This is a genomic window from Hoyosella altamirensis (genome assembly GCF_014191505.1).
In the GTDB taxonomy this organism is placed as follows: Bacteria; Actinomycetota; Actinomycetes; order Mycobacteriales; family Mycobacteriaceae; genus Hoyosella; species Hoyosella altamirensis.
In genome coordinates, this window is record NZ_JACHWS010000003.1 from 451,896 (window position 1) to 473,459 (window position 21,564).

Sequence of the window (21,564 nt, forward strand, 5' to 3'; positions counted from 1 at the left end):
GTGCACAAACTCGCGGATCCGCCCGCCGCAGGATTCTGCGATTCTGTGCACACGACGCGGTTGTGAGACCGCTCAACTGGTCTCCGACCACCACTGCCTGACGGCGGACTCAGTGACTTCACGTAGCACTCTGCTCGCCTGCGCTTGCGCTACTTCTGGCGAGCCGGCCGACTCAGTCAGGCTGTACGCTGCCTTGATGCCCGACTCTTCCAACGCTGCCTGATCGGTGTCGACGAGCCCGGCAATCGCTAAGCACGGCACACCGAGCTCTCGTGCCAGCAGGGCGACTGCACTCGGCGCTTTGCCGCGCAGCGTCTGGCTGTCGAGGCGCCCCTCTCCGACAAGCACCAGCGCCGCACCGTCGATGGCGTTTCGCGCGCCAGCCACCTCCAGCAGGAATTGTGCCCCGGAAATTCCTGTAGCTCTGAGAAAGGCGAACGCTCCCGCACCTATGCCGCCCGCAGCGCCCGCGCCAGCACGCGCCGTGATGCCCGGCGACGTTTGTTCCAGGAGCCCGGCGTACCGCTCGAGACCGCGCGTTAACGACGCCACTGCGTCCGCGTCTGCCCCTTTTTGCGGGCCGAAGACCGGGGCCGCGCCGTCAGCGCCGACGAGTGGGTTATCGACATCGTATGCCACGGTGACTGTGCAATCTGACAGGCGCGGATCCAGTCCCGAGGCATCGATCCGCGCCAGCCGGGCGAGGGCCGCCCCGCCAGGCGGAAGCTCAGCGCCATCAGCGTCGAGCAGCCGGACTCCCAGCGCCTGAGCCATTCCCGCACCACCATCGGTGCACGCTGACCCGCCCAGGCCGAGGTGGATTCGCCGGTATCCGGCATCGAGGACGGCGAGCAGTAGTTCACCCACTCCGTAGGAGGTCGCGTCAATCGCGGTACGTGGACCAGGATTGGGGACTTGAGCTAGTCCGCACGCTTCCGCTGTCTCGAGGAAGACCTCGTCGCCAAGCACCGCGTATCGGGCGTTCGCAGGCTTCTGCAGCGGGCCGGTGACCTGAGCGGACCTGATTTCGGCGTTGCGTGCGGCGGCAACGTCGAGCATGCCCTCGCCACCATCGGAAACCGGAACCACCGTTGTGATGCACGCTGGCAGCGCCGCCCGGCAGCCGTCATGCATTGCGGCCGCCGCTTCGGCCGCGGTGAGGGAGCCCTTGAACTTATCTGGGGCGAGAACAATGTGGGGGCTCATTGTTGCCACGCTAGTGGATCCGGCTACGCGGAAGGCCGCGCTTCTTTGCCGTAGGTGAGCCTGCGCAGCACAACCTCCGCTGGCCCGCGCTGATTTCGCTTCTCCAAGATGTAGGCGCCGACCACGGTGATGAGCCACACTGCTATCGCGTAGAGCGCCATGTTCGCGCTGTACATGTGCTGGCCAAGCCCCAGCCCCCACGCTGCGAGGATTGGTGCGCACAGCACGGACTGCGCCAGATAGCAACTCAGCGAACGCTTGCCGACCGCAACGATGCCGGTGCCGAAAATACCAAGGGTTCGACCGCGCAGCCAGTATCCAACGAGACCGAACAGAGCAACGTAACCGACGCCGCCGGCCAGGCCCGTCGCGAGCTGAACTTGTTCGAAAGCGAACATCATCGGGTCGGAAACTTCCCAGATGCCGACCTTCGCTAGGGCCCTGGCTCCACCACCGAGCCACCCGATCGTGATACCCGCGATCGCCACATTACGCAGTAACACAAGGTACTCAGCGGGTTCTTCGAGAATCCGCCGGCGTCCCGCCCAAATACCAAGAAGGATCGCGATCGGCACCGCGAGCGAAAAGATACCTTGGAAGAAGATCAGGAAGAGCCAGAACCCCACCCGAGTCAGAGCCGAGGCGAAGTAGTTACTTTCTCCGTTGGCTGCCTCGATGATGAAGTAGATATCAAATGGCTGCTCTGCACCCTCGGACCCCTCAGGAATGGCAGACACAGACGCGACCGTGAGCAGAGTAAGCGCGAGCAGCAGTCCAGCCCCAATGGCGCTCCAGACAATTAGCGTCCCGTCCCGGCGCCGTAGGAACAGCCACACGAGGAGCAGGCCGGCAAGGCCATACGCGCCGAGGATGTCACCGAACCACAGCAACAGCGCATGGACGAAGCCAAATACGAGCAGCCATAGATTTCGCTTCTGGAGCAGCACCCTGGCATCTTTTTCGGTGGTACCCGCAGCTATCTGACGCTGGTACAGCATCGCGATCCCGTAGCCGAAAAGGAAAGCGAACATCGGATACACGCGCAGGTCAACCGTCGTGACGATTATCCCCTGCGTCACCTGGTCGATGAACGATTCCGCTTCCGGATGCGCGGACAGACGGTCGCTGTCTCTGCCCCATAGGTACCACGGCGTATTCGCGACCACGATGAGCAAGAGCATGAAGCCCCGCGCGAGATCGGGTGCCAGCGCGCGCTCAACGCCGCGAACTGGGCCCCTGGCCAGATGTCTGGACATCAGAGTTCCTCCAGCACAGTCGCATCATCGTCGAAATAGTCACTCGGTGTTTCGTTCTCGCGAAGTATAGCGTTGCGCGGTACGACACGGAGTTCTACCGAACGCGGTGCGCCTCAGCGTTCGGAAAAGAGGCCGGTGTAGTCGTGGGAGCGGTCCTCGGCTGTCTGCTCTGAGGTTTCCTGCTGCTCGCTGGCTTGTTCGTCACCCTTGGTGGACTCGGACTTAGCCGCGAGGAATTCTGGATAATGATTCACGGGTATTACTCCTCGGTTTGCCGCAGAACCAGACGAGTCGCTAGATGTCATCAACTCAGAATCAGTGAACTGCGAGAACGGCTGGAAATCAGCCATTGCCACTCACTCTACGGCACTGGCTGCGCGACGGGCATGGGGCACAAGTCGTGCTTCCCTTACGCCCCAGATACCGGTAGTCTTTGAATTATGACAGTATCCGAGAGGCCGCAGCGTCGCGGCCTGATCATTGGCTGCGGCGGCACCCTAGGAGCTGCCTGGATCGTGGCCGCCCTCACCGCAGTGCGCGACGTCCTCAACTGGGATCCACGTGACGCGGAACTCCTCATGGGCACCTCTGCCGGGGCGGAACTGGTGACGATGCTGGGCAGTGGCGTCAGCGTTGACGAGCTTGTGGCGATGCAGCTCGGCACCACGCGGCACCCCGCTCTCGTCAAGCATCTTTCGGCGGCGCCAGGCCGGTTTCCGCCGGTCCCAGCTCTCGCGCTCGGTGCACCTTCCCTTCTCAGGAAAGCTAACGGAGTGACGAGATCGGCTGGCCTGCTCCCCCGTGGCCGAGGGAACGCGGCCTGGCTGACGAAACTCGCAAACCGACTCACTGACGGCCACAACTGGGTCCCGCACTCAGCGACATGGCTTGTAGCCGCCGACGCAGAAACGGGAACACGGGTTGCGTTCGGCTCACCACAGGCTCCGCACGCATCGATCAGCGACGCTCTGCGGGCGTCATGGGCCATCCCCGGGTGGTTCCCTCCTGTGCGGATAGGCGGTCGTAGCTACATTGACGGCGGGGCAGTGTCAACGGCATCGGTGGACCTCGCTCTCAACCGGGGCCTTGAGGAACTCGTTGTTCTCGCGCCGATGGCGTCCGCCGGTCGAATCCCCGCTCGGGGAGCACACATCATAGAACGCGCCGTACTGCGAAATGCGATGAGCGCGCGGCTTGATCAGGAAATTGCACTCGCGGAATCACAGGGAATCAGGGTGCTCAGAGTTGACGCCAGCGCAGCAGATCTCGACGTGATGGGACCGAACTTCATGGATGGCAGGCGGCGGTTAGCCACCTTTGAACACGCGCTGCGCAGCACACGTAACGCCCTCGAAGCCAAGGCAGGTGTTCTCGCATGACCCATTACGACGTCCTCATCATCGGGGCGGGGATCTCCGGCATCGGCGCGGCAATCACGCTCGCCCGCAAGGGCATAGCGAACTTCGCCGTACTCGAGAAAGGCGACACGCTCGGGGGCACGTGGCGAGACAACACGTACCCCGGGTGCGCGTGCGATGTTCCCTCACGCCTCTACTCGTACTCATTCGCGCCGAACCCAAACTGGTCCCGCGTCTTCGCCGGACAGCCTGAGATCCGCGAGTACATCGAGCGGACAGCCACCGAGTACGGGGTTCCGGAGAAAGTCCAATTCCGGACGGAAGTTACTAGGGCACAGTGGAATCCACGCACCCATCTTTGGGACATTGATACCACTCAGGGTTCCTTCACTGCACAGGCAGTGATCGCGGCGGCCGGGCCGTGGAATGAGCCACTCATTCCGGATATCCCTGGTCTCGCAGGCTTCGGTGGCGAAGTGTTCCATTCATCCAGATGGAACCACTCGTACGACTTGACCGGCAAACGTGTCGCTGTCGTGGGGACGGGAGCCTCCGCGGTTCAGTTCGTCCCCGAAATCCAGCCGCTAGTCAGCGAACTCCACGTTTACCAGCGCACCGCTCAGTGGGTGCTGCCGAAGCCTGACCACGCGATGCCCGCGGCTGAGTCGTGGGCGATGCGCACAGTGCCTGGTGTTTACAGCGGGTTGCGGCGCCTTGAGTACGTTCTCCTTGAGAGCCTCGGTGTGGGTTTCCGCAACCCATGGATCCTTCGACTGGTTCAGCAGGCCGGTCGCGCTCACCTGTTCCGGCAAGTGCGGAATAAGAAACTGCGCGCGATGCTCACACCCGATTACACGCTCGGGTGCAAACGCCTGCTGATGTCGAACACGTATTACCCAGCGCTCACCCAGCCGAACGTCGAGGTGCATCCGAATGCGGTGACCGAAATTCGCGGCAACACTGTCGTCGGCGCCGACGGCCAGGAAAGGGAAGTGGACGCCATCATCTTCGGGACTGGTTTCCACATCCTCGATATGCCCGTCGGTTCGCGAGTATTCGACGGCGACGGACGCAGCTTAGACGACCACTGGAAGGGCAGCCCTCAGGCGTATCTCGGCACAGCAATCGCCGGATTCCCCAATGCTTTCGTACTGCTCGGACCAGCTTTGGGTACTGGGCACACTTCCGCGTTCATGATTCTCGAGGCGCAGCTGAACTATTTGAGCCAGGCCATAATCCACCTACAAGACAACAACTGGGCTCCTATCGCGCCGCGGCGTGAGGTTCAAGACGCATTCAACGCGGAAGTGCAGGAGGCACTCGACAGCACCGTCTACAACGCCGGTGGGTGCCACAGTTATTACTTGGACGTCAACGGCCGGAACAGCTTCAGCTGGCCGTGGTCCACCAAACGGATGCTCGACCGCCTCGACGGGTTCGACCCAGCCGCGTACAGCCACACCGAGACCGAAACTGCAGAGGCCCCCGCATGAGCATGTTCCGCTCCCCGTACCCCTCACTGACACTCGCACTTTCGACCGTGCTCGTCACGGGATCCGGCCGAGGTATCGGCCGCGCCACCGCTGAACTGTTCGCGCGGCACGGCGCGCGCGTTCTCGTCACAGATGTCGATCTCGACGCCGCTGAAGAAGCCGCAGCAGCGATCGGACCGGACGCGTCAGCGCACCGGCTCGATGTGCGATCACGGCGGGCTTGGGACGAGCTCGCCCACGAGGTCGGCACCGTCGACATCCTCGTCAACAACGCTGGCATCATGCCGCTGGCCGCGCTTCTCGACGAAACCGACCAGACCATCGACGCGACCATGGACATCAACGTCCGTGGCCCCATGCATGGCATGCGCGTCTTCGGTCCTCAAATGGTGGAACGCGGGTACGGACATATCGTGAACGTCGCATCACTGGCAGGGAAAATCCCGATCCACGGAATGGTCGCGTACAACGCGAGCAAGTTCGCCGCGGTCGGCCTTTCCGCCGCTGCACGGCTTGAATTCGCTGACCACGGGGTGAGCGTGAGCACCGTGCTTCCTTCGGCGGTACGAACCGAACTTTCGTCGGGTGTGCAGCTTGGGCATGGTCTGCCAACGGTAGACGCTGAGGACGTTGCCCGCGCCATCCTGCGGACTTGCACCACCCGGCAGGCGGAGATCGCGGTGCCCCGCTACCTCAGTCCTGCGGACGTCGCACTCGCAGTCACGCCGGAACGTCTGACCTCAATTTTCCGGACAGTCATCGGCGCAAGACGTGCACTCACGGGAGTCGATCACGGGGTGCGCGGGGCATACGACCAACGCGTGGCGCGCATCGCGAACACGGAGTCGTGATGCGCATCCATCACCTGAATTGCGGAACGTTCGCACCACTCGGGATGCGTAAAAAGTTCGTGACGCACTGCCTCCTCATCGAAACGGAGACATCCGGCCTGGTGCTTGTCGACAGCGGGCTCGGCCGAGCGGATGTGACGGAACCCAGAACCACAATGAGGTTCCCGATCAGCTACACGCTCCGCCCTCAACTCGCCATGGGCGAAACCGCAGTGTCGCAGGTCGAGAAGCTCGGCTACAGCGCTAGAGATGTGCGACACATTCTGCTGACCCACCTCGACTTCGACCACGCCGGTGGGCTGCGTGACTTCCCTGAGGCGAACGTGCATATCAGCGCCGCAGAGCTGCGCGCGGCGAGGAACCCCTCCAGCGTAATCGAGCGGCGCCGATACTCCCGCGCCACCTTCGATCACAAGCCACGGTGGGTCGAACACAGCGAATTCGGTTCACGATGGTTCGGTTTCGACGCCGTACGCGATATTCCCGGCCTGCCTGAGCAGATTCTTTATGTCCCCCTCGAGGGACACACGCGTGGCCATTGTGGTGTCGCAATAAACACTGCTGAGCAGGGCACGCCGCAATGGCTCCTCCACGCGGGAGACAGCTATTACTCTCACACCGAGATTGGGACCCCGCCGTCGCACCCGCGTGTTTTCGCAGCGATGGAGTCAGTGCTACAAACCAGCCGGAGCGCGAGGCTGAGCAACCTCGCGCGGCTACGGGAAGTGGCGCGCAACGACGCCGTGGACGTCATCTGTGCGCATGACCCAGCGGATCTCGCAAGATACTCGGCGCGGTAGTGCTGGCGAGTGTCTCGCTGTCGTCGACGGCGAGACACTCACGAATCCCGAGCATCATTAGCAAGGAATTGCAGTCATTCGCGCTCTCACTATGAGAGGCGACGACCCGCTGTGCCTGCGCATACGTGTCCCGGTCAAGCTTTCCGATTATCGATGACTCACACTCGTTCTTCAGCCAGCTGATTGTCATTGATCAGCGCTTCTTCAGAGCGGCAGTGGGCTCAGCCGGACCCTCAGACCCCGACTTGGCACGCTTCACCGCTCGTTTTTCCTTAAGCGATTTGCCAGATTTCTTCGTCATCGTCTGACGAGGGGATTTGTCGGACATGAACCGTCCTTCGATTGGGAACCTGAATGGTCCCGGCTAGCCCAGCTTACTCGGGTTTTCGCCCATCTGGCGCATCTGCCAGTTCTTCGATGAAGTTGACAGCGACGCGGTGACGGCGGCGCAGCGGCCTCGCTTGCCTCGGTCGTGTGGACAAAATCGCAGAAATCCGTGCTCATATCTGCGATTTTGTCCACACAAGCGGATCGGTCCCCGCCGACCTGCGTGCGCATCTACGCCCGAGCCTCATCGAACAACTCTTTGATATAAACGATGCCATCAGTCAGATGCAAGAATTTCGGGTCAAGTGCAAAGTAACTGAGATTTGCTGACGTTTCCGTACGGATCTCTGGGTATATACCCGCGCTCTCTAGCGCCTTCCGCAAGCCCGTGGAGTTCATCACGGTGCGGTTCTCTGCTAGCGCCGCGGCTAACACGCCTTCAAGCGTGTGCTCGGAGGGAGCCCCCAGGTCGTGGTGAGGTGCCGTACCTAAAGCCGTAGCCAGGAACGCATAGTCACGGCCAAGTTGAACATCAACGATGGCGCCTGCGCTCCACCATTCAATGTCTTGCCCTTCGAAGACCCAGTGGCTCTTATACTTTTGGAGATGGCGGTTGTGTGCAAAGGCCAGCGTCGGCCCCCGTGTCATCTCACGCGCCACGATCGCTTGGAGGTTACTAGCCATCAACTCGTCCCTCAGGCCGAGTAGGCGCGGAACACGGGCCACAGACGAATCCGCTACCGCCGCATGGTAACGCAGCAACCCGAGAGCCGTGCGACCGTAGAGCCGCGCTCGCCACCACTCGTCAGCCGACAGGCTTGCGGCCAGTTGGGGTGATTCCGAATAAAGCAGCGCCACCAGGTCGTCGGTGATCAGCCTGAGGTGTCGCGCATCCGGGGAGGAGCCTATCGACAGTGAAGGATCGAGCGCTGCTTCAGGATTCGTCCATTGATCGTCCTTACCAATAACCTGGTCCAATTCCTCATGTGAACATGGAAGCAATGCGGGGTCCACGTGGTCAGCCAGTAGTTGGTATAGCCCACTTAGCACTAGCCGCGGACTGTCACCCCCCGTCATCTCAACAGGTGCATCAAATCCGAAGAACCGCAGACGATCTCGCAACGGACGATCACGGTTATACGCGCGCATCCACTGGATGAGCGCCCGATTGGCTGGGGAGTCACCGAAACCGTGGCTGAAGCCGTGCTCCATCGCCTCATCCAGCGACCCGGTTCCATTCACAACGAAACTGTCAGCCAGAAGTCCTGCGAGACAATCGCTCTCAACGGCGACCGAACGATACCCCTCATGCTCCACGAGGTACTGGAACAGCAAATTCCGGAGACGAGGCAGGCCTTCCTCCTCATGCATACACTCCCCGAAACCGAGCAGCCTTGGTCTCGTGGGGAGCGAATCGAGGAACTTGCTGAATGGCGCCGTGGTTCCGTCGCCGGTGAGTTCCCAGCAGCCGTCTTGCAAGAGGGTACGAGGCGTCATGTCGAAAGTATCCTCCTGAAGTCGCCCCGCTCTTTCAACCCAGGAACGTGCATTGCCTCATTCTAAGCCTTTGGCCTGTAAGAGGATTCAACGATGGTCGGAGTGGGAGCCATCGCCGAGTCATCACAGGCCGTGCAACTCATGACTCCCACATCATTTTCACACCGGCTTACATACTGGACGAGCGATCTGACTGATTCCACAGGAGGCCGCGTTCGTGAACCTCGCTGGTCCACAGCGCTAACCCGCCGGTGAAGCTTCGAGTTCGCGAGCTTAGCTGGCCGCGATTGCCTGCTAGCCGCTACGCGTCGGGGTTGAAACAGACAGTCTGAACAGTGACAGTGCCTGCCACTCCGCCGAATGTGAATCGCCATCGCCGCGGATCAGTGGGGTGCGGTCTCGAGTCTCGTGTACTGACAGCCAGACCTCCAACATCGAGACCCCCATTGATGGCGATGTCGCCGACGTTGCACGCTGGGGTGTCCACCGTCGTGGTTCCGATCAGGTTCAGGCTCGCATTCGCTGTGTTGGTGAAATACACTTCCGAGCCTGGGCCCGCGGGTCCAGTGGGACCCGCGGGGCCAGTCGCACCCGTCGGGCCGGTCTCACCCTGAATACCCTGCTCACCCTGCGGACCCGTCGGCCCCGTCTCACCGGTAGCACCCGTGGCACCCGTGGCACCCGTCGGCCCCATGTCACCGGTAACACCCGTGGCACCTGTCGGGCCGGTCTCACCCTGAATACCCTGCTCACCCTGCGGACCCGTCGGCCCCGTCTCACCGGTCGCGCCCGTCGCACCCGTGGCACCTGCTGGGCCAGTCTCACCCTGAATACCCTGCTCACCCTGCGGACCCGTCGGCCCCGTCGGCCCTGCTTCACCGGTCGCACCCGTGGCACCCGTCGCACCGGTCTCCCCCTGAATGCCCTGCTCACCCTGCGGACCCGTCGGCCCCGTCGGCCCTGCTTCACCGGTCGCACCCGTCTCACCCGTGGCGCCAGTCGCACCCGTGGCACCCGCCGGGCCGGTCTCCCCCTGAATGCCCTGCTCACCCGTCGGCCCCGCCTCACCGGTCGCGCCCGTCGCACCCGTGGCGCCCGTCGGGCCGGCCTCACCCTGAATACCCTGCTCACCCTGCGGACCCGTCGCACCCGTCGGCCCCGCCTCACCGGTCGCGCCCGTCGCACCCGTGGCGCCCGTCGGGCCGGTCTCACCCTGAATACCCTGCTCACCCTGCGGACCTGTCGCACCCGTCGGCCCCGCCTCACCGGTCGCACCCGTCGCACCCGTGGCGCCCGTCGGGCCCGTCGCACCCGTCGGCCCCGTGTCACCAGTCGCACCCGTGGCACCAGTCGGGCCGGTCTCCCCCTGAATACCCTGCTCACCCGTCGCACCCGTCGGCCCCGTGGCGCCAGTCGCACCCGTGGCACCAGTCGGGCCGGTCTCCCCCTGAATACCCTGCTCACCCGTCGCACCCGTCGGCCCCGTGGCGCCAGTCGCACCCGTGGCACCCGCCGGACCGGTCTCACCCTGAATACCCTGCTCACCCTGCGGACCAGTAGGGCCTGTCTCACCAGCCGGACCAACTGGGCCTGTCGGTCCTGTCGGTCCTGTCGGGCCAGTCGGGCCCACGCACCCGCCACAAGACGAGCCGTGTGGCCCCAATGAACCGAGTGCGGCAAGGGAGCCCAGGCCGACCAATGAACCTGATGAACCGGAAGATCCATGAGAGCCAGACGAGCCGTGTGAACTGCCATCGATGGTGGAGCTGCTCAGCGCGGGAACGATCGAGTCACCATGTGCAGTTGCAGCCGTGTTCCCTTCGCTGCTCGTCAGGTGTGCGCTCATGCCTGTGAAGCCGGTTACGGCAACCGCGCAGGCAGCGACAAGCACCGAGTTACGTGCGAAGCGTTTCATAGTGACTCCAAGGGTCTTCGTTGCGCAGCCGAATCGTCGGCAGATGAAAGCGCCGCAGCGTCTCTCCACGAGTGTGCTGCGCCACTTCTGTTGTCGATTGCGACCAATGCCACCACCTCGAGTGACCTGCCGGGCAGTTAGTTACTAACTGTTAGTTGCCCGTGACTGCATCGTTGTCGCGCGGCGAGGACGAGCAACCGAGGCTCGACATCGCCACGGCACCTTTTTCGTGAACCTTTAATTCGCTGCCTGCCTGGACAGCACGACCAGCCCTTCGACGAGCGCGCGCACCCCGAGTTCAAATGCGGCATCGGCGCGTGATTCCAGCGGTGTCGCGGCAGCTATTGCGCTCCGCATGGCCGCATTCGCGTTTGCGGGTGTCGCCCACACTTCCTTCGGGGCGGCAACGTCAAGCGCAGAGCCGAGCACGAAACTGTCGACAGCAGTGATGGCGTGCAGCACGTCCGCTGACGAAAACCCCGCACTAACAAACGCGTCTGCCAACGCGTTGTACATGTTGAACGCCACTTCCGTCTGAACAGTATGTGCAGTAAAGAGAGGGATGAGGCGCGGATGCTGAGCGTAGCTGCGCCGATACTCCCTGGCGAGCCCAATCACGACGTCACTCCATGTGCGTGATTTCGCCTTGACCGCTTCCACGTCAACGCTTGACATCATTCTGGCGCGCAGGAGTTCGATGATCTCGCCGCGTCCGCTTATGTGGTTATAGAGGGAGGACGGCCGAACCTTTAAGCGTGCAGCTATCCCCGGCATGGTGAAGTCCCCACTGTCGTCGACCATGCGCAGCGCCTCGTCGGCGATCCAGTCGGGGGTGAGCAACCGACGGGGCGGACGGCCCATTTTCACTCCTTCAGAAAAATGACCCTTGACTGCTGTGATGGGATTCACCATACTTAACGAATCACATTCGTTTTACTCCAACCCGCTCCGAGGACCCGATGCGCACCATCACAGCTTTGACGCCCCCGCACTCTCCCGCTCGCGTGGAACCCGCTGACCGGCAACCGCTCCGAGTCGGAGTGGTGCAACACCAATGGCACGACAACCCGATCACTCTCCGCAAGGAACTGCGTGAAGGAATAGCCCTCGCTGCCAGCCACGGCGCACGGGTCGTGTTCCTGCCCGAGTTGACGCTCAGCCGCTACCCGGCATTCGTGCCTGGAGGGGCAAACCCGGCCGCGAACGCCGAAGACCTGTTGACGGGGCCGACCTACCAGTTCGCCGCTCAGGCCGCCAAGGAGAATGGCGTTCTCGTGCACGCCTCCCTCTACGAGCGCAACAATGGCGAAAACGGTGTCGAATTCGACGACGGCCTGGGATTCAATACCGCAATACTCGTTGCGCCCAACGGTGAGCTTGTCGGCCGCACTCGCAAGATCCACATCCCCGTCACCGCCGGTTATTACGAAGACACGTACTTCAGAGGCGGCCCACAGAGCGCTGACGCGTGGACTGTACATACCGCGCCCGAGATCGACGGCGCACGAATCGCCATGCCGACATGCTGGGATGAGTGGTTCCCCGAAGTGGCGCGCATCTATTCATTGCGCGGCGCGGAGATCATTGTCTATCCCACTGCGATCGGCTCTGAACCGGATCACCCGGACTTCGACACACAGCCGCTGTGGCAGCAAGTGATTGTCGCGAATGGCATCGCTAACGGCACCTTCATGGTCGCCCCCAACCGGCACGGCGACGAAGGTGTCATCAAGTTCTACGGCTCGTCCTTCATCTCAGACCCGTACGGCCGGATCCTCGTGCAGGCACCTCGTGACGAATCCGTGGTTCTCGTGGCTGACCTCGACCTCGCGCAGCGCAAAGACTGGCTGACACTCTTTCCTTTCCTTCAGACGCGCCGTCCCGATACGTACACGCAGCTCGTCGCTCCAATCGAAGCGAGTGTTCCGTCATGACCAGCAACTGGCGGATGCCTGCTGAGCGCGCGCCACACGAACGCACATGGATGGCCTTCCCCTGTCGGGGCTACTCCCTGGGCGACACTGCCGAAGAGCACCATGCGGCACGTAGCGCGTGGGCCGCAGTGGCCAACACCATCGTCGACTTCGAGCCAGTCGCCGTCGTAGTAGCGCCCGATGAGGCTGAATACGCGCGCCGCTACCTTTCCAGCGCAATCGACATTCTCGAAGCCCCACTCAATGACGCGTGGATGCGGGACATCGGTCCCACCTTCGTTGTCGACGACGACGGTGACGTCGGCGCGGTGAACTGGATCTTCAACGGGTGGGGTGCGCAAGACTGGGCTCAATGGGACCTCGACGAAAAGATCGCGGCATTCGTCGCTGACCACCTGGCGGTGCCGCGAATCGATTCGCCGCTCGTCAACGAAGGCGGCGGCATCCAGGTCGATGGTGAGGGCACGGTCCTGGTCACCGAAACCGTCCAGCTCGATCAGGATCGCAACCCAGGCTGGACGAAGGCCGACGTGGAAGCTGAACTCGCCCGGACGATCGGCGCGAAGAAAGTGATCTGGCTGCCGCGCGGGCTCACCCGCGATTCGGAAAAGTTCGGCACGCGCGGTCACGTCGACATCGTTGCGGCGATTCCCGCTCCCGGAGTGGTGCTGGTACACCAGCAGCAAGACTCGGGGCACCCGGATCATGCAGTCAGCCGCGAAATCATCAACCTGCTCATGGAGTCCACCGACGCGGCTGGACGGGCGTTTGAGGTCATACCTGTACCGGCCCCGAAGGTCCTAGAGGACGAGGAGGGTTGGGTCGACTACAGCTACCTCAACCACTACGTCGCCAATGGCGCCGTCATCGCGTGCCAATTCGCTGATCCACAAGATCAGCAGGCCGCTGAGATCCTCGCGAGCACCTACCCGGGCCGCGAAGTCGTCACCGTCGACGCACGCCCGATCTTCGCCCGCGGGGGCGGCATTCACTGCATAACGCAGAACCAGCCGGCAACGGCGCGTTAGATACGTGCAGCCGCGGTAGTTATAACTACCGCGGCTGCACACAACTATCGCTCCAGCGCCGGCTCTAGGCGGGCACGAGCCAGAGCACCCCTAGCGGAGGCACCTGGACCACCGCTGAGGCGGGCAGCCCGTTCCAGGGCTCACCGGTCGCCTCGACAGATCCCATGTTGCCCACTCCTGATCCGCCATAGTCGGTGGAGTCGGTGTTCACCGCTTCACGCCACGTTCCCTTGGCCGGAAGTCCGACGCGAACATCGTTGTGCGGGATACCCGAGAAGTTCGCGACACACACCAATGGCCGGTTCTCGGGATTCACGGGGTCCATGCGGACGAAGCTGAGGATGCTGCGCGTGGAATCGTCGGCGTCGATCCAGCGAAAACTCTCTGCGGAGTTGTCACCCGCGTAGAGCGCGCGCACTGACCGATAGGTGCGATTCAGATGGGCGACACAGTCCTTGATCCCCGCGTGCAGAGGGTCCTCGAGCAGGTGCCAGTCGATTGATCCCTCGTGTGACCATTCGCGCTGCTGACCTAGTTCCCCGCCCATGAAGAGCAACTGCTTCCCTGGATGGGCCCACATGTACGCGAGCAGAGAGCGCAGCCCGGCCGCTTTCTTCCAGTGGTCACCCGGCATCCTCGTGAAGAGCGAACCTTTGCCATGGACGACCTCGTCGTGGGAAAGCGGCAGTATGAAGTTCTCGCTCCACGCGTACACCAATGAAAACGTCAGATCATTGTGGTGATAGGTGCGGTGTATCGGATCGCGTCCAATGTAGGCGAGCGTGTCATTCATCCAGCCCATGTTCCATTTGAAACCGAATCCGAGACCATCCGAATCAGTGGGCTTTGTGACTCCCGGCCAAGATGTCGATTCCTCGGCGATCATCATCACGCCAGGATGGTGCTTGTACACCGTCGCGTTGAGTTCTTGCAGGAACCGCATCGCGTCGAGGTTTTCTCGGCCGCCACGCTCGTTGGGGATCCACTCGCCTTCCTTGCGCGAGTAGTCAAGGTAGAGCATCGACGCGACAGCGTCGACGCGCAGTCCATCGATGTGGAACTCGCTGAACCAGTAGAGCGCATTGGCAACCAGGAAGTTTCGCACTTCGGGCCGCCCAAAGTCGAAAACGTACGTGCCCCAGTCGGGCTGTTCGCCCTTTCGGGGATCCGGGTGCTCGTACAACGCGCTGCCGTCGAACCGCGCAAGCGCCCACGTATCGCGAGGGAAATGCGCAGGCACCCAGTCCAGGATGACGCCGATTCCCTGGTTGTGCAGGGTGTCAACGAAATACCGGAGGTCGTCCGGGGAGCCGAACCGTGACGTCGGGGCATAGTAAGACGTGACCTGGTATCCCCATGAGCCACCAAATGGGTGCTCGGCGAGGGGCAGGAACTCGACGTGGGTAAAGCCCATTTCGGTGACGTACTCGGCGAGTTCCTTCGCGGCTTCGCGGTAGCCGAGACCGGGCCGCCAGGAGCCGAGATGCACCTCATAGATGCTGACCGGCGTGTTCACGGGGCTCACGGAATCGCGCTGCGCAAACCACGTGGAATCAGTCCACGTGTAGTCCGATTCGTAGATCACCGACGCGGTCGCGGGTGGGTGCTCAGCGCACACCGCCATAGGGTCCGCTTTCTCGTGCCATCCACCGTCAGCGCCATGGAGCCGGAACTTGTACTTTGTTCCGGCACCGATCCCCGGGATGAACAGCTCCCAGATCCCGGAGCTGCCCAGCGAGCGCATCGAGTGCTCAACACCGGACCAGCCATCGAAATCGCCGCAGACCCGTACGCCGCGCGCGTTAGGAGCCCACACCGAGAATGCGACGCCCGCGACCTCGCCCGATGGCGTGTCGTAGCTGATTGGCCGCGCGCCAAGCACATCCCAAAGGCGTTCATGGCGGCCTTCACCAATTAGGTGCAGATCGAGTTCCCCGAGTGTGGGGAGCCAGCGGTAAGGATCATCCAGTACGGAGGTGCGGCCGTGGTAGGTGACCTCGAGCTTATAGTCCCCGACCGTCTCGCCGGCGAAGCCGCTGAACAAGCCCTCATCGCCGCGTGAAAGTGGATACTTCTGACCGTCGCTTATCACCGTGACGGCTGAGGCCTCCGGCCGGTAAACGCGAACTACGGCGCGTCCAGATTCGTGCTGGTGCGCGCCCAGCATCCCATGCGGGTTACTGTGGGCGCCCACTGCGAGCGCGTGGATCTCCTCTGCGGTCGGCCAATGGCCGGCCTCTGAGTGACGTTCGGATATCGACGACATCATCCGTCCTTCCTTGCCGGGTACACCATGCGCTGCGGCCGCGGCCAGTCAATGCGAACGATGTGACACACCGAGCGCTCAGGCGTAAGGATGATTGTGTTGTGACTGCCCCAGTCCCAGGTTTGTCCGCTGACTTCATCGTGCGCACTCAGCCGCGCATCGGCCGGGAAACCGAGCGCGGGCAGGTCGAGGTACAAGGTGCCGTACTGAGTGCCGAAAGGGTCCAGGTTCACGATGACCACGACCGTGTCGCCGGTTTCCGGATCTTGCTTTGAGTAGGCGATCAGTGCGTCGTTGTCGGTGTGGTGGAACCTCAGGGTGCGCAGTTGCTGCAGCGACGGATGCCGTCGACGGATTGAATTCAGCCGTAACAGCCACGGCTCCAGCGAGTCACCCGTGTGCAAGGGGGTCACGAAGTCGCGCGGCCGCAGTTCGTATTTCTCTGAGTTCAGATACTCTTCACTGCCTTCGCGCACGGCCTCATGTTCGTACAGTTCGTAGCCCGAGTACACGCCCCAGGTTGGCGCTATCGTCGCGGCCAGGGCAGCACGCAGCGCGAACATTGCGCGCCCCCCATACTGCAGGGACGCATGGAGGATGTCGGGGGTGTTGACGAACAGGTTGGGCCGGCATTCATCAGCGTGCGCCACGAGTTCGTTGCCGAACTCGATCAGGTCGTGTTTAGACGTGCGCCAAGTGAAGTACGTGTAGGACTGGGTGAAGCCCAATCGCGCGAGGCCATATAGCCGTGCGGGCCGCGTGAACGCCTCGGACAAGAAGAGGACGTCATGGTGCTCCCGTTTGACCTCGCCGATCAGCCATTCCCAGAAGTTCGGCGGTTTGGTGTGAGGGTTGTCGACCCGGAAGATCTTCACCCCATGACTCACCCAGTACAGAACGACACGCAGGATTTCCTCGTACAACGTTTCAGGGGCATTGTCGAAGTTCACCGGATAAATGTCTTGATACTTCTTGGGTGGGTTCTCCGCGTAGGCGATGGTGCCGTCCGGCTGGGTGGTGAACCACTCGGGGTGCGCAGCTACCCAGGGATGGTCCGGCGCGCATTGCAGCGCGAAATCCAGTGCAACCTCCATCCCGAGTTCGCGTGTCCGCGCGACGAACGCTTCGAAGTCCTCCATCGTGCCCAGTTCTGGATGGATTGCATCGTGGCCACCCTCCGCCGCGCCGATCGCCCAAGGTGACCCCACATCCTCCGGGCCTGGGTTCAGTGTGTTGTTCCGCCCTTTTCGATTGATACGCCCGATGGGGTGGATCGGCGGGAGGTACACGACATCGAATCCCATGCCAGCTACGCGATCGAGTTGCGCCATCGCGGTGCGGAACGTGCCATGGACTGGTCGACCATTCGCATCCGAGCCGCCCGTCGACCGGGGAAACAGCTCGTACCACGAGCCGAACAGCGCTTCCGCGCGGTCGACATGAAGATGGTGCGCTTGTCCCTCAGTAACAAGATCCCGAAGCGGGGCTTCCTCCACTATCTTCTGGACAGGGTATGACAAGGCCTCAGCAATGCGCTTAACCACTGGCAGTTCCGTGTTGCGCAGGTCTCCGGCAGCGGCGCTAAGTATCCTGCGGTCCCCATCCGAGCGGGACAGTTCGACCATGCGGTCCAGCAAACGCGCACCAGTCTCCAGGTCGTTCGCGAGTTCCTCGGCCCCTTGACCGGCGGCAGCTTTCACCTCCACCGCATGGCGCCATGTTGTCCATGGATCGCTCCACGCGTCCACGCGGAACGTCCAGATGCCTTCGCTGTCCGGCGTGATCGCCGCAATACAGTCATCGGGATTGTCCGGTTCAGCAGTCATCCGTGTCAGCCGAGCTGATGTGTCGTTGGGGCCTTGCCACACGACCGTCGCGGCGACGGCGTCGTGACCTTCCCGCCAAACTCGTGCCTCGATCGGAATATGTTCGCCTACTACAGCTTTAGCAGGAAATCGACCACAGTCGACGACTGGACGCACACCATCGATACCGAGCCTGCCGTACGTCATGCAACCACTCCTTTGAGCACCGACCGATAGACATTTACCGTTTCGTGTGCGATGGATCCCCAATCGAAGGACCCCTCTGCGCGAGCACGGCCTGCCGCTCCCATCGCCTGTGCGCGCTGCGGGTCCTGCAGGAGCGAGTTCACCGATTCGGCGAGACCCGCTTCAAACGCAGCCGGGTCCTCCTCGTTGTAGTGCACCAGAATCCCGGTTTCCCCGTCGGCGACGACCTCCGGGATACCACCCACGTCGGACGCGACGACGGGCGTGCCGCATGCCATTGCCTCGAGATTGACGATGCCGAGGGGTTCATAAACGCTCGGGCATACGAAAACGTCCGCATGTGAAAGCACTTCGAGCATCGCCTGGTGATTCAGCGACTTGTCGATCCAGAAGACGCCGTCACGAGTACTGCTCAGCGTGCTGACCCCCAACCGTGTCTCCTCGGCGATATCGGGTGTGTCCGGAGCACCGGCGCACAACAGAACCTGCGCCTCGGGAGCGATTTTATGAGCGGCCGCGATGAGGTGGCGCAGACCTTTCTGCCGCGTAATTCGGCCGATGAACGCGACACTTGGCCGCGCTGGGTCGACACCGAACTCCTCGAGCGACTCGGTGCTGGTGACAGGATGGAAACGTTCCGTATCGACACCGTTGTAGACGACGTGGACGCGATTTGGATCGATCTCCGGATAACACTCGAGCACATCTTTCCGCATGCCGTCACTCACCGCGATGACAGCGTCCGCCGATTCGTACACCGCCTTCTCCACCCACGAAGATAGCCGGTATCCCCCACCGAGCTGCTCAGCTTTCCACGGCCGACGCGGTTCAAGTGAATGCGCGGTGACGACGTGCGGAATGCCATAGAGCAGGCTCGCCACGTGACCTGCGAAGTTGGCGTACCAGGTGTGTGAGTGCACCAGGTCGACACCTTCGACGGCAGCGACGATAGACAGGTCGACCGATAGTGTCGACAGTGCCGGGTTCGCTGCTTCGAAGCCCTCAGCCGGATGGTGCGCCACCGCGCCGGGTCTGGGGGAGCCGAAGCAGTGGACGTCCACTCCGACAAGTTCGCGCAAGCTATCGACGAGAGAGCCAACATGCACTCCCGCCCCGCCGTACACGAATGGGGGAAATTCTCGGGTTAGCAAGCCGATTCGCATCGCCTATCACTCCTTGAGAGGTCGCTGGCTGGTGTGCTCTGAGGGCTGAAATTCGTGGACTAAGCCGAGCTCATGCGGAGCGAGATGTGGATGCTTAGGAATGACACGCGCGGTGTAGCCGAAGTGTCCGCCACGTGGCACATCAACGACCGCTTCAAACGTGCCCTCAGAGGGAGCCCCGCCGCCAGAAATCATCGGTGTGAAGATCGGGTCGACGAGGGTGTCGCCCTGCATAGTTCCAACGAACAGTTCAACCTCGATGTCGTCAGGAGTGATTCCGCCGCAGTCGACTTCGGCACGGAACGACGCGCAGCCCGTCTCCGGATCCACACTGATCTCAAGCGCCCCTGGGGTTACCGACGGCCATTCATCCCGGATGCGTCCCGTCCATTCAGCGAGTTCCCGTGCTGGGCTGAAGTTGCTGGCCGAAATCTCAGCGGCCGACTGAGCTGCTGGCCGATAAAGCGAACTGAGGTAGTCGGTGAGCATTCGGTCCGAAAGGACTTGTGGCCGCAAGGTACCCAGCACCGCGCGAATCTTGCGCAGCCATTGGGGGTGGTCATCGTAGAAGAGCGGCACGACCTTGGTTTCGAGCAGATCATAGAGCGCTGCAGCTTCCTGCTCGTCACGACTCAATCCACCAACACCGTCGTGCCCCGACGGAATGGACCAACCATAATCGGGGGCAAAGCATTCCGCCCACCAGCCGTCTCCAATCGATAGGTTGAGTCCGCCGTTCAGCGCGGATTTCATCCCCGAGGTTCCGCAGGCTTCCAGTGGACGCGTTGGGGTGTTGAGCCACACATCACATCCGCCGACCATCTCCCGCCCCAGCGCCATGTCATAGTCAGGCACGAAAACAACCCGGCGGCGCAATGCTGGGTCACTGGCGAAGTGGATGAACTCCTGGATCAGGCGTTTGCCGCCGTCATCGGCGGGGTGCGCTTTCCCGGCGACGATCAGCTGCACTGGCCGGTCGGGATCAAGCAGGAGCTGCCGCAGCCGCGCAGGGTCACTCAGCATCAGGGTGAGCCGCTTGTAGGTGGGCACACGCCGCGCGAAACCGATTGTCAGCACATCCGGGTCTAGACAGTCCTCAACCCAGGCGGTCTCCGCAGCGAACTCAGAATCTGCTTGCGCCGAACGCATCCGGGACCGGACCGCCTCGATAAGTTTCTCACGAAGCGCCTTCCGGGCCGACATGACCTCTTCATCTGGCAGCCCAAGATCTGGTGCATGCGGAGCCCAGCTTGGTCCGTGTACCCCGTTGGTGACGTGCCGTATCGGCACCTCTTCTGCTTCGAGTCCCGGCCATAGCGGAGCGAACATCGACCGGCTGAGCGCGCCGTGCAGTTTCGACACTCCATTGCACCGCTGCGCGAGACGCAAACCCATGTGAGCCATGTTGAACACACCCGGATCGTCTTCAGCGCCGAGGTCGAGGCACGCCTCAGTAGGCAGTTTCGGCAGCGCGACCGCCAGGTGGCCGCCAACAAGTCCGCGGTCAAACCGGTCGATACCTGCCGGAACCGGCGTGTGCGTGGTGAACACGGTGCCAGCGCGCACTGCTGCGAGCGCCTCGGAGAAGCCGAGGCCATCATCGGTCAGTTCAGCGATTCGCTCGAGCCCGAGGAAGCCAGCGTGGCCTTCGTTCGTGTGGTAGACCGCGGGCTCGGCCAGCCCGTTCGCGTCGCAGTACGCACGTACCGCGCGCACACCGCCGATGCCGAGCAGCAGTTCCTGACGGAGTCGCGTTAGCGTGTCGCCTCCGTAGAGCTGGCTCGTGAGGTTCCGCTCAGCTTCTTCGTTACGGTCATCATCGCTGTCGAGAAGTAGCAGCGGCACCCTGCCCACCTGAGCAACCCACACACGCGCGTAAAGATCCGCACCGCCAGGCAGCGCGAGATGAATGTGCGCACTAGTGAGTTCGGAGAATCCAGCGTCTTCGGGAACCAGGGTCGGGTACTGCTCGCACTGCCAGCCATCCGGCGTGAACGACTGCGTGAAATAGCCTGACCTGTACAACAGTCCGACACCGACGAGCGGTAAACGCATATCGCTAGCAGTCTTGAGATGGTCACCGGCGAGGATCCCAAGACCACCTGAGTACAACGGCAGCGACTCGGTGATCCCGAACTCGGGCGAGAAGTAAGCGACGGCGGGTGCGTTCTCCGCCGCCGGTCGCGCCAGGTAGGCCTGAAGGTCCTTCCGGGCCGCGCGCATCCGTGCGAGGAACCTCCGGTTCGTGCTGAGAGCAGCTTTCCGTGCGGTTGTCAGCTGCGACAGGAACAGAAGCGGATTGTGCCCGGTCTGTTCCCACAGAGCGGCGTCCGCAAGTTCGAAAACCGCACGGGTATCGGGGTGCCAGGACCAACGAAGGTTTTGTGCCAGTTCCCTCAGGGGTTCAAGCGTCTCAGGTAAACGCGTGGGCATGGCGAATCGGCCATATGCGTGCACA

General features: G+C 62.4%; 16 protein-coding genes. 6 read left to right on the plus strand and 10 right to left on the minus strand.

The annotated features are described in order from the left end of the window. Positions 1-72 precede the first annotated feature (72 nt). The 3 genes from FHU29_RS16185 to FHU29_RS16195 all read right to left on the minus strand — a co-directional run bounded on the left by FHU29_RS16185 (position 73) and on the right by FHU29_RS16195 (position 2,716). Positions 73-1,206 carry a glycerate kinase gene (locus tag FHU29_RS16185; protein WP_083962158.1) on the minus strand — a complete coding sequence of 378 codons (1,134 nt, stop codon included), beginning with the start codon at positions 1,204-1,206 and terminating at the stop codon, positions 73-75. 23 nt (positions 1,207-1,229) lie between these two features. Then, positions 1,230-2,462 (minus strand): DUF418 domain-containing protein, encoded by a 1,233-nt coding sequence (locus tag FHU29_RS16190; protein WP_064439160.1) that lies wholly within the window; start codon positions 2,460-2,462, stop codon positions 1,230-1,232. A gap of 113 nt (positions 2,463-2,575) precedes the next feature. Beyond that, the gene (locus tag FHU29_RS16195) at positions 2,576-2,716 is read right to left on the minus strand and encodes a hypothetical protein (RefSeq protein ID WP_157094929.1); all 141 of its coding nucleotides are present in this window, start codon (positions 2,714-2,716) and stop codon (positions 2,576-2,578) included. A 186-nt stretch (positions 2,717-2,902) separates the two neighbouring features. Between FHU29_RS16195 and FHU29_RS16200 the strand changes: the two genes are divergently transcribed. From FHU29_RS16200 to FHU29_RS16215, 4 genes are read left to right on the plus strand one after another with little or no spacing between them, the layout of a single operon-like run. Next, entirely contained in the window at positions 2,903-3,841 is a 939-nt protein-coding gene (locus FHU29_RS16200; protein ID WP_064439162.1) for a patatin-like phospholipase family protein, read from the plus strand. Further along, positions 3,838-5,313, plus strand: coding sequence for a flavin-containing monooxygenase (locus FHU29_RS16205; protein ID WP_064439163.1), 1,476 nt, complete (start codon positions 3,838-3,840; stop codon positions 5,311-5,313). The genes FHU29_RS16200 and FHU29_RS16205 overlap by 4 nt, the downstream gene beginning before the upstream one ends. After that, positions 5,310-6,164 (plus strand): SDR family oxidoreductase, encoded by an 855-nt coding sequence (locus tag FHU29_RS16210; RefSeq protein ID WP_064439164.1) that lies wholly within the window; start codon positions 5,310-5,312, stop codon positions 6,162-6,164. The genes FHU29_RS16205 and FHU29_RS16210 overlap by 4 nt, the downstream gene beginning before the upstream one ends. Then, entirely contained in the window at positions 6,164-6,964 is an 801-nt protein-coding gene (locus tag FHU29_RS16215; protein ID WP_064439165.1) for an MBL fold metallo-hydrolase, read from the plus strand. Before FHU29_RS16210 ends, FHU29_RS16215 begins: the two co-directional genes overlap by 1 nt. A 558-nt stretch (positions 6,965-7,522) precedes the next feature. Here the strand turns inward: FHU29_RS16215 and FHU29_RS16220 are convergent. From FHU29_RS16220 to FHU29_RS16230, 3 genes are all read right to left on the minus strand, one after another. Then, positions 7,523-8,788 (minus strand): erythromycin esterase family protein, encoded by a 1,266-nt coding sequence (locus tag FHU29_RS16220; protein ID WP_064439167.1) that lies wholly within the window; start codon positions 8,786-8,788, stop codon positions 7,523-7,525. A 301-nt stretch (positions 8,789-9,089) separates the two neighbouring features. Beyond that, positions 9,090-10,703, minus strand: coding sequence for a collagen-like domain-containing protein (locus FHU29_RS16225; protein WP_183377589.1), 1,614 nt, complete (start codon positions 10,701-10,703; stop codon positions 9,090-9,092). 237 nt (positions 10,704-10,940) lie between these two features. Then, on the minus strand, positions 10,941-11,564 hold the full coding sequence (locus FHU29_RS16230) for a TetR/AcrR family transcriptional regulator C-terminal domain-containing protein (RefSeq protein WP_064439170.1): 624 nt from the start codon (positions 11,562-11,564) through the stop codon (positions 10,941-10,943). Between the two features lie 98 nt (positions 11,565-11,662). Here FHU29_RS16230 and FHU29_RS16235 point away from each other — a divergent pair, with 98 nt between their 5' ends. Then, positions 11,663-12,637: a nitrilase-related carbon-nitrogen hydrolase gene (locus FHU29_RS16235; protein WP_064439171.1), complete on the plus strand. Its 975-nt coding sequence runs from the start codon at positions 11,663-11,665 to the stop codon at positions 12,635-12,637. Next, positions 12,634-13,665 (plus strand): agmatine deiminase family protein, encoded by a 1,032-nt coding sequence (locus tag FHU29_RS16240; RefSeq protein ID WP_064439172.1) that lies wholly within the window; start codon positions 12,634-12,636, stop codon positions 13,663-13,665. The genes FHU29_RS16235 and FHU29_RS16240 overlap by 4 nt, the downstream gene beginning before the upstream one ends. 64 nt (positions 13,666-13,729) lie before the next feature. Here FHU29_RS16240 and glgB read toward each other — a convergent pair whose 3' ends face one another. Genes glgB through glgP form a run of 4 tightly spaced genes read right to left on the minus strand, consistent with a single transcriptional unit; the run spans position 13,730 to position 21,539 of the window. Then, the gene (gene glgB, locus FHU29_RS16245) at positions 13,730-15,934 is read right to left on the minus strand and encodes a 1,4-alpha-glucan branching protein GlgB (RefSeq protein WP_157094931.1); all 2,205 of its coding nucleotides are present in this window, start codon (positions 15,932-15,934) and stop codon (positions 13,730-13,732) included. Further along, on the minus strand, positions 15,931-17,943 hold the full coding sequence (locus tag FHU29_RS16250; RefSeq protein ID WP_064439173.1) for an alpha-1,4-glucan--maltose-1-phosphate maltosyltransferase: 2,013 nt from the start codon (positions 17,941-17,943) through the stop codon (positions 15,931-15,933). Before FHU29_RS16250 ends, glgB begins: the two co-directional genes overlap by 4 nt. Beyond that, positions 17,940-19,106 carry a glycogen synthase gene (glgA, locus tag FHU29_RS16255; protein WP_064439174.1) on the minus strand — a complete coding sequence of 389 codons (1,167 nt, stop codon included), beginning with the start codon at positions 19,104-19,106 and terminating at the stop codon, positions 17,940-17,942. Before glgA ends, FHU29_RS16250 begins: the two co-directional genes overlap by 4 nt. Before the next feature lie 6 nt (positions 19,107-19,112). After that, positions 19,113-21,539 carry an alpha-glucan family phosphorylase gene (gene glgP, locus FHU29_RS16260; protein ID WP_157094932.1) on the minus strand — a complete coding sequence of 809 codons (2,427 nt, stop codon included), beginning with the start codon at positions 21,537-21,539 and terminating at the stop codon, positions 19,113-19,115. Positions 21,540-21,564 lie beyond the last annotated feature (25 nt).

Coding starts and splice junctions, on each gene's coding strand:
- FHU29_RS16200 (WP_064439162.1), top strand. CDS start 2,903: ATGACAGTATCCGAGAGGCCGCAGCGTCGCGGCCTGATCATTGGCTGC.
- FHU29_RS16250 (WP_064439173.1), bottom strand. CDS start 17,943: ATGACGTACGGCAGGCTCGGTATCGATGGTGTGCGTCCAGTCGTCGAC.
- glgP (WP_157094932.1), bottom strand. CDS start 21,539: ATGCCCACGCGTTTACCTGAGACGCTTGAACCCCTGAGGGAACTGGCA.
- FHU29_RS16190 (WP_064439160.1), bottom strand. CDS start 2,462: ATGTCCAGACATCTGGCCAGGGGCCCAGTTCGCGGCGTTGAGCGCGCG.
- FHU29_RS16235 (WP_064439171.1), top strand. CDS start 11,663: ATGCGCACCATCACAGCTTTGACGCCCCCGCACTCTCCCGCTCGCGTG.
- FHU29_RS16230 (WP_064439170.1), bottom strand. CDS start 11,564: ATGGGCCGTCCGCCCCGTCGGTTGCTCACCCCCGACTGGATCGCCGAC.
- glgB (WP_157094931.1), bottom strand. CDS start 15,934: ATGATGTCGTCGATATCCGAACGTCACTCAGAGGCCGGCCATTGGCCG.
- FHU29_RS16240 (WP_064439172.1), top strand. CDS start 12,634: ATGACCAGCAACTGGCGGATGCCTGCTGAGCGCGCGCCACACGAACGC.
- FHU29_RS16210 (WP_064439164.1), top strand. CDS start 5,310: ATGAGCATGTTCCGCTCCCCGTACCCCTCACTGACACTCGCACTTTCG.
- FHU29_RS16220 (WP_064439167.1), bottom strand. CDS start 8,788: ATGACGCCTCGTACCCTCTTGCAAGACGGCTGCTGGGAACTCACCGGC.
- FHU29_RS16225 (WP_183377589.1), bottom strand. CDS start 10,703: ATGAAACGCTTCGCACGTAACTCGGTGCTTGTCGCTGCCTGCGCGGTT.
- FHU29_RS16185 (WP_083962158.1), bottom strand. CDS start 1,206: ATGAGCCCCCACATTGTTCTCGCCCCAGATAAGTTCAAGGGCTCCCTC.
- FHU29_RS16215 (WP_064439165.1), top strand. CDS start 6,164: ATGCGCATCCATCACCTGAATTGCGGAACGTTCGCACCACTCGGGATG.
- FHU29_RS16205 (WP_064439163.1), top strand. CDS start 3,838: ATGACCCATTACGACGTCCTCATCATCGGGGCGGGGATCTCCGGCATC.
- glgA (WP_064439174.1), bottom strand. CDS start 19,106: ATGCGAATCGGCTTGCTAACCCGAGAATTTCCCCCATTCGTGTACGGC.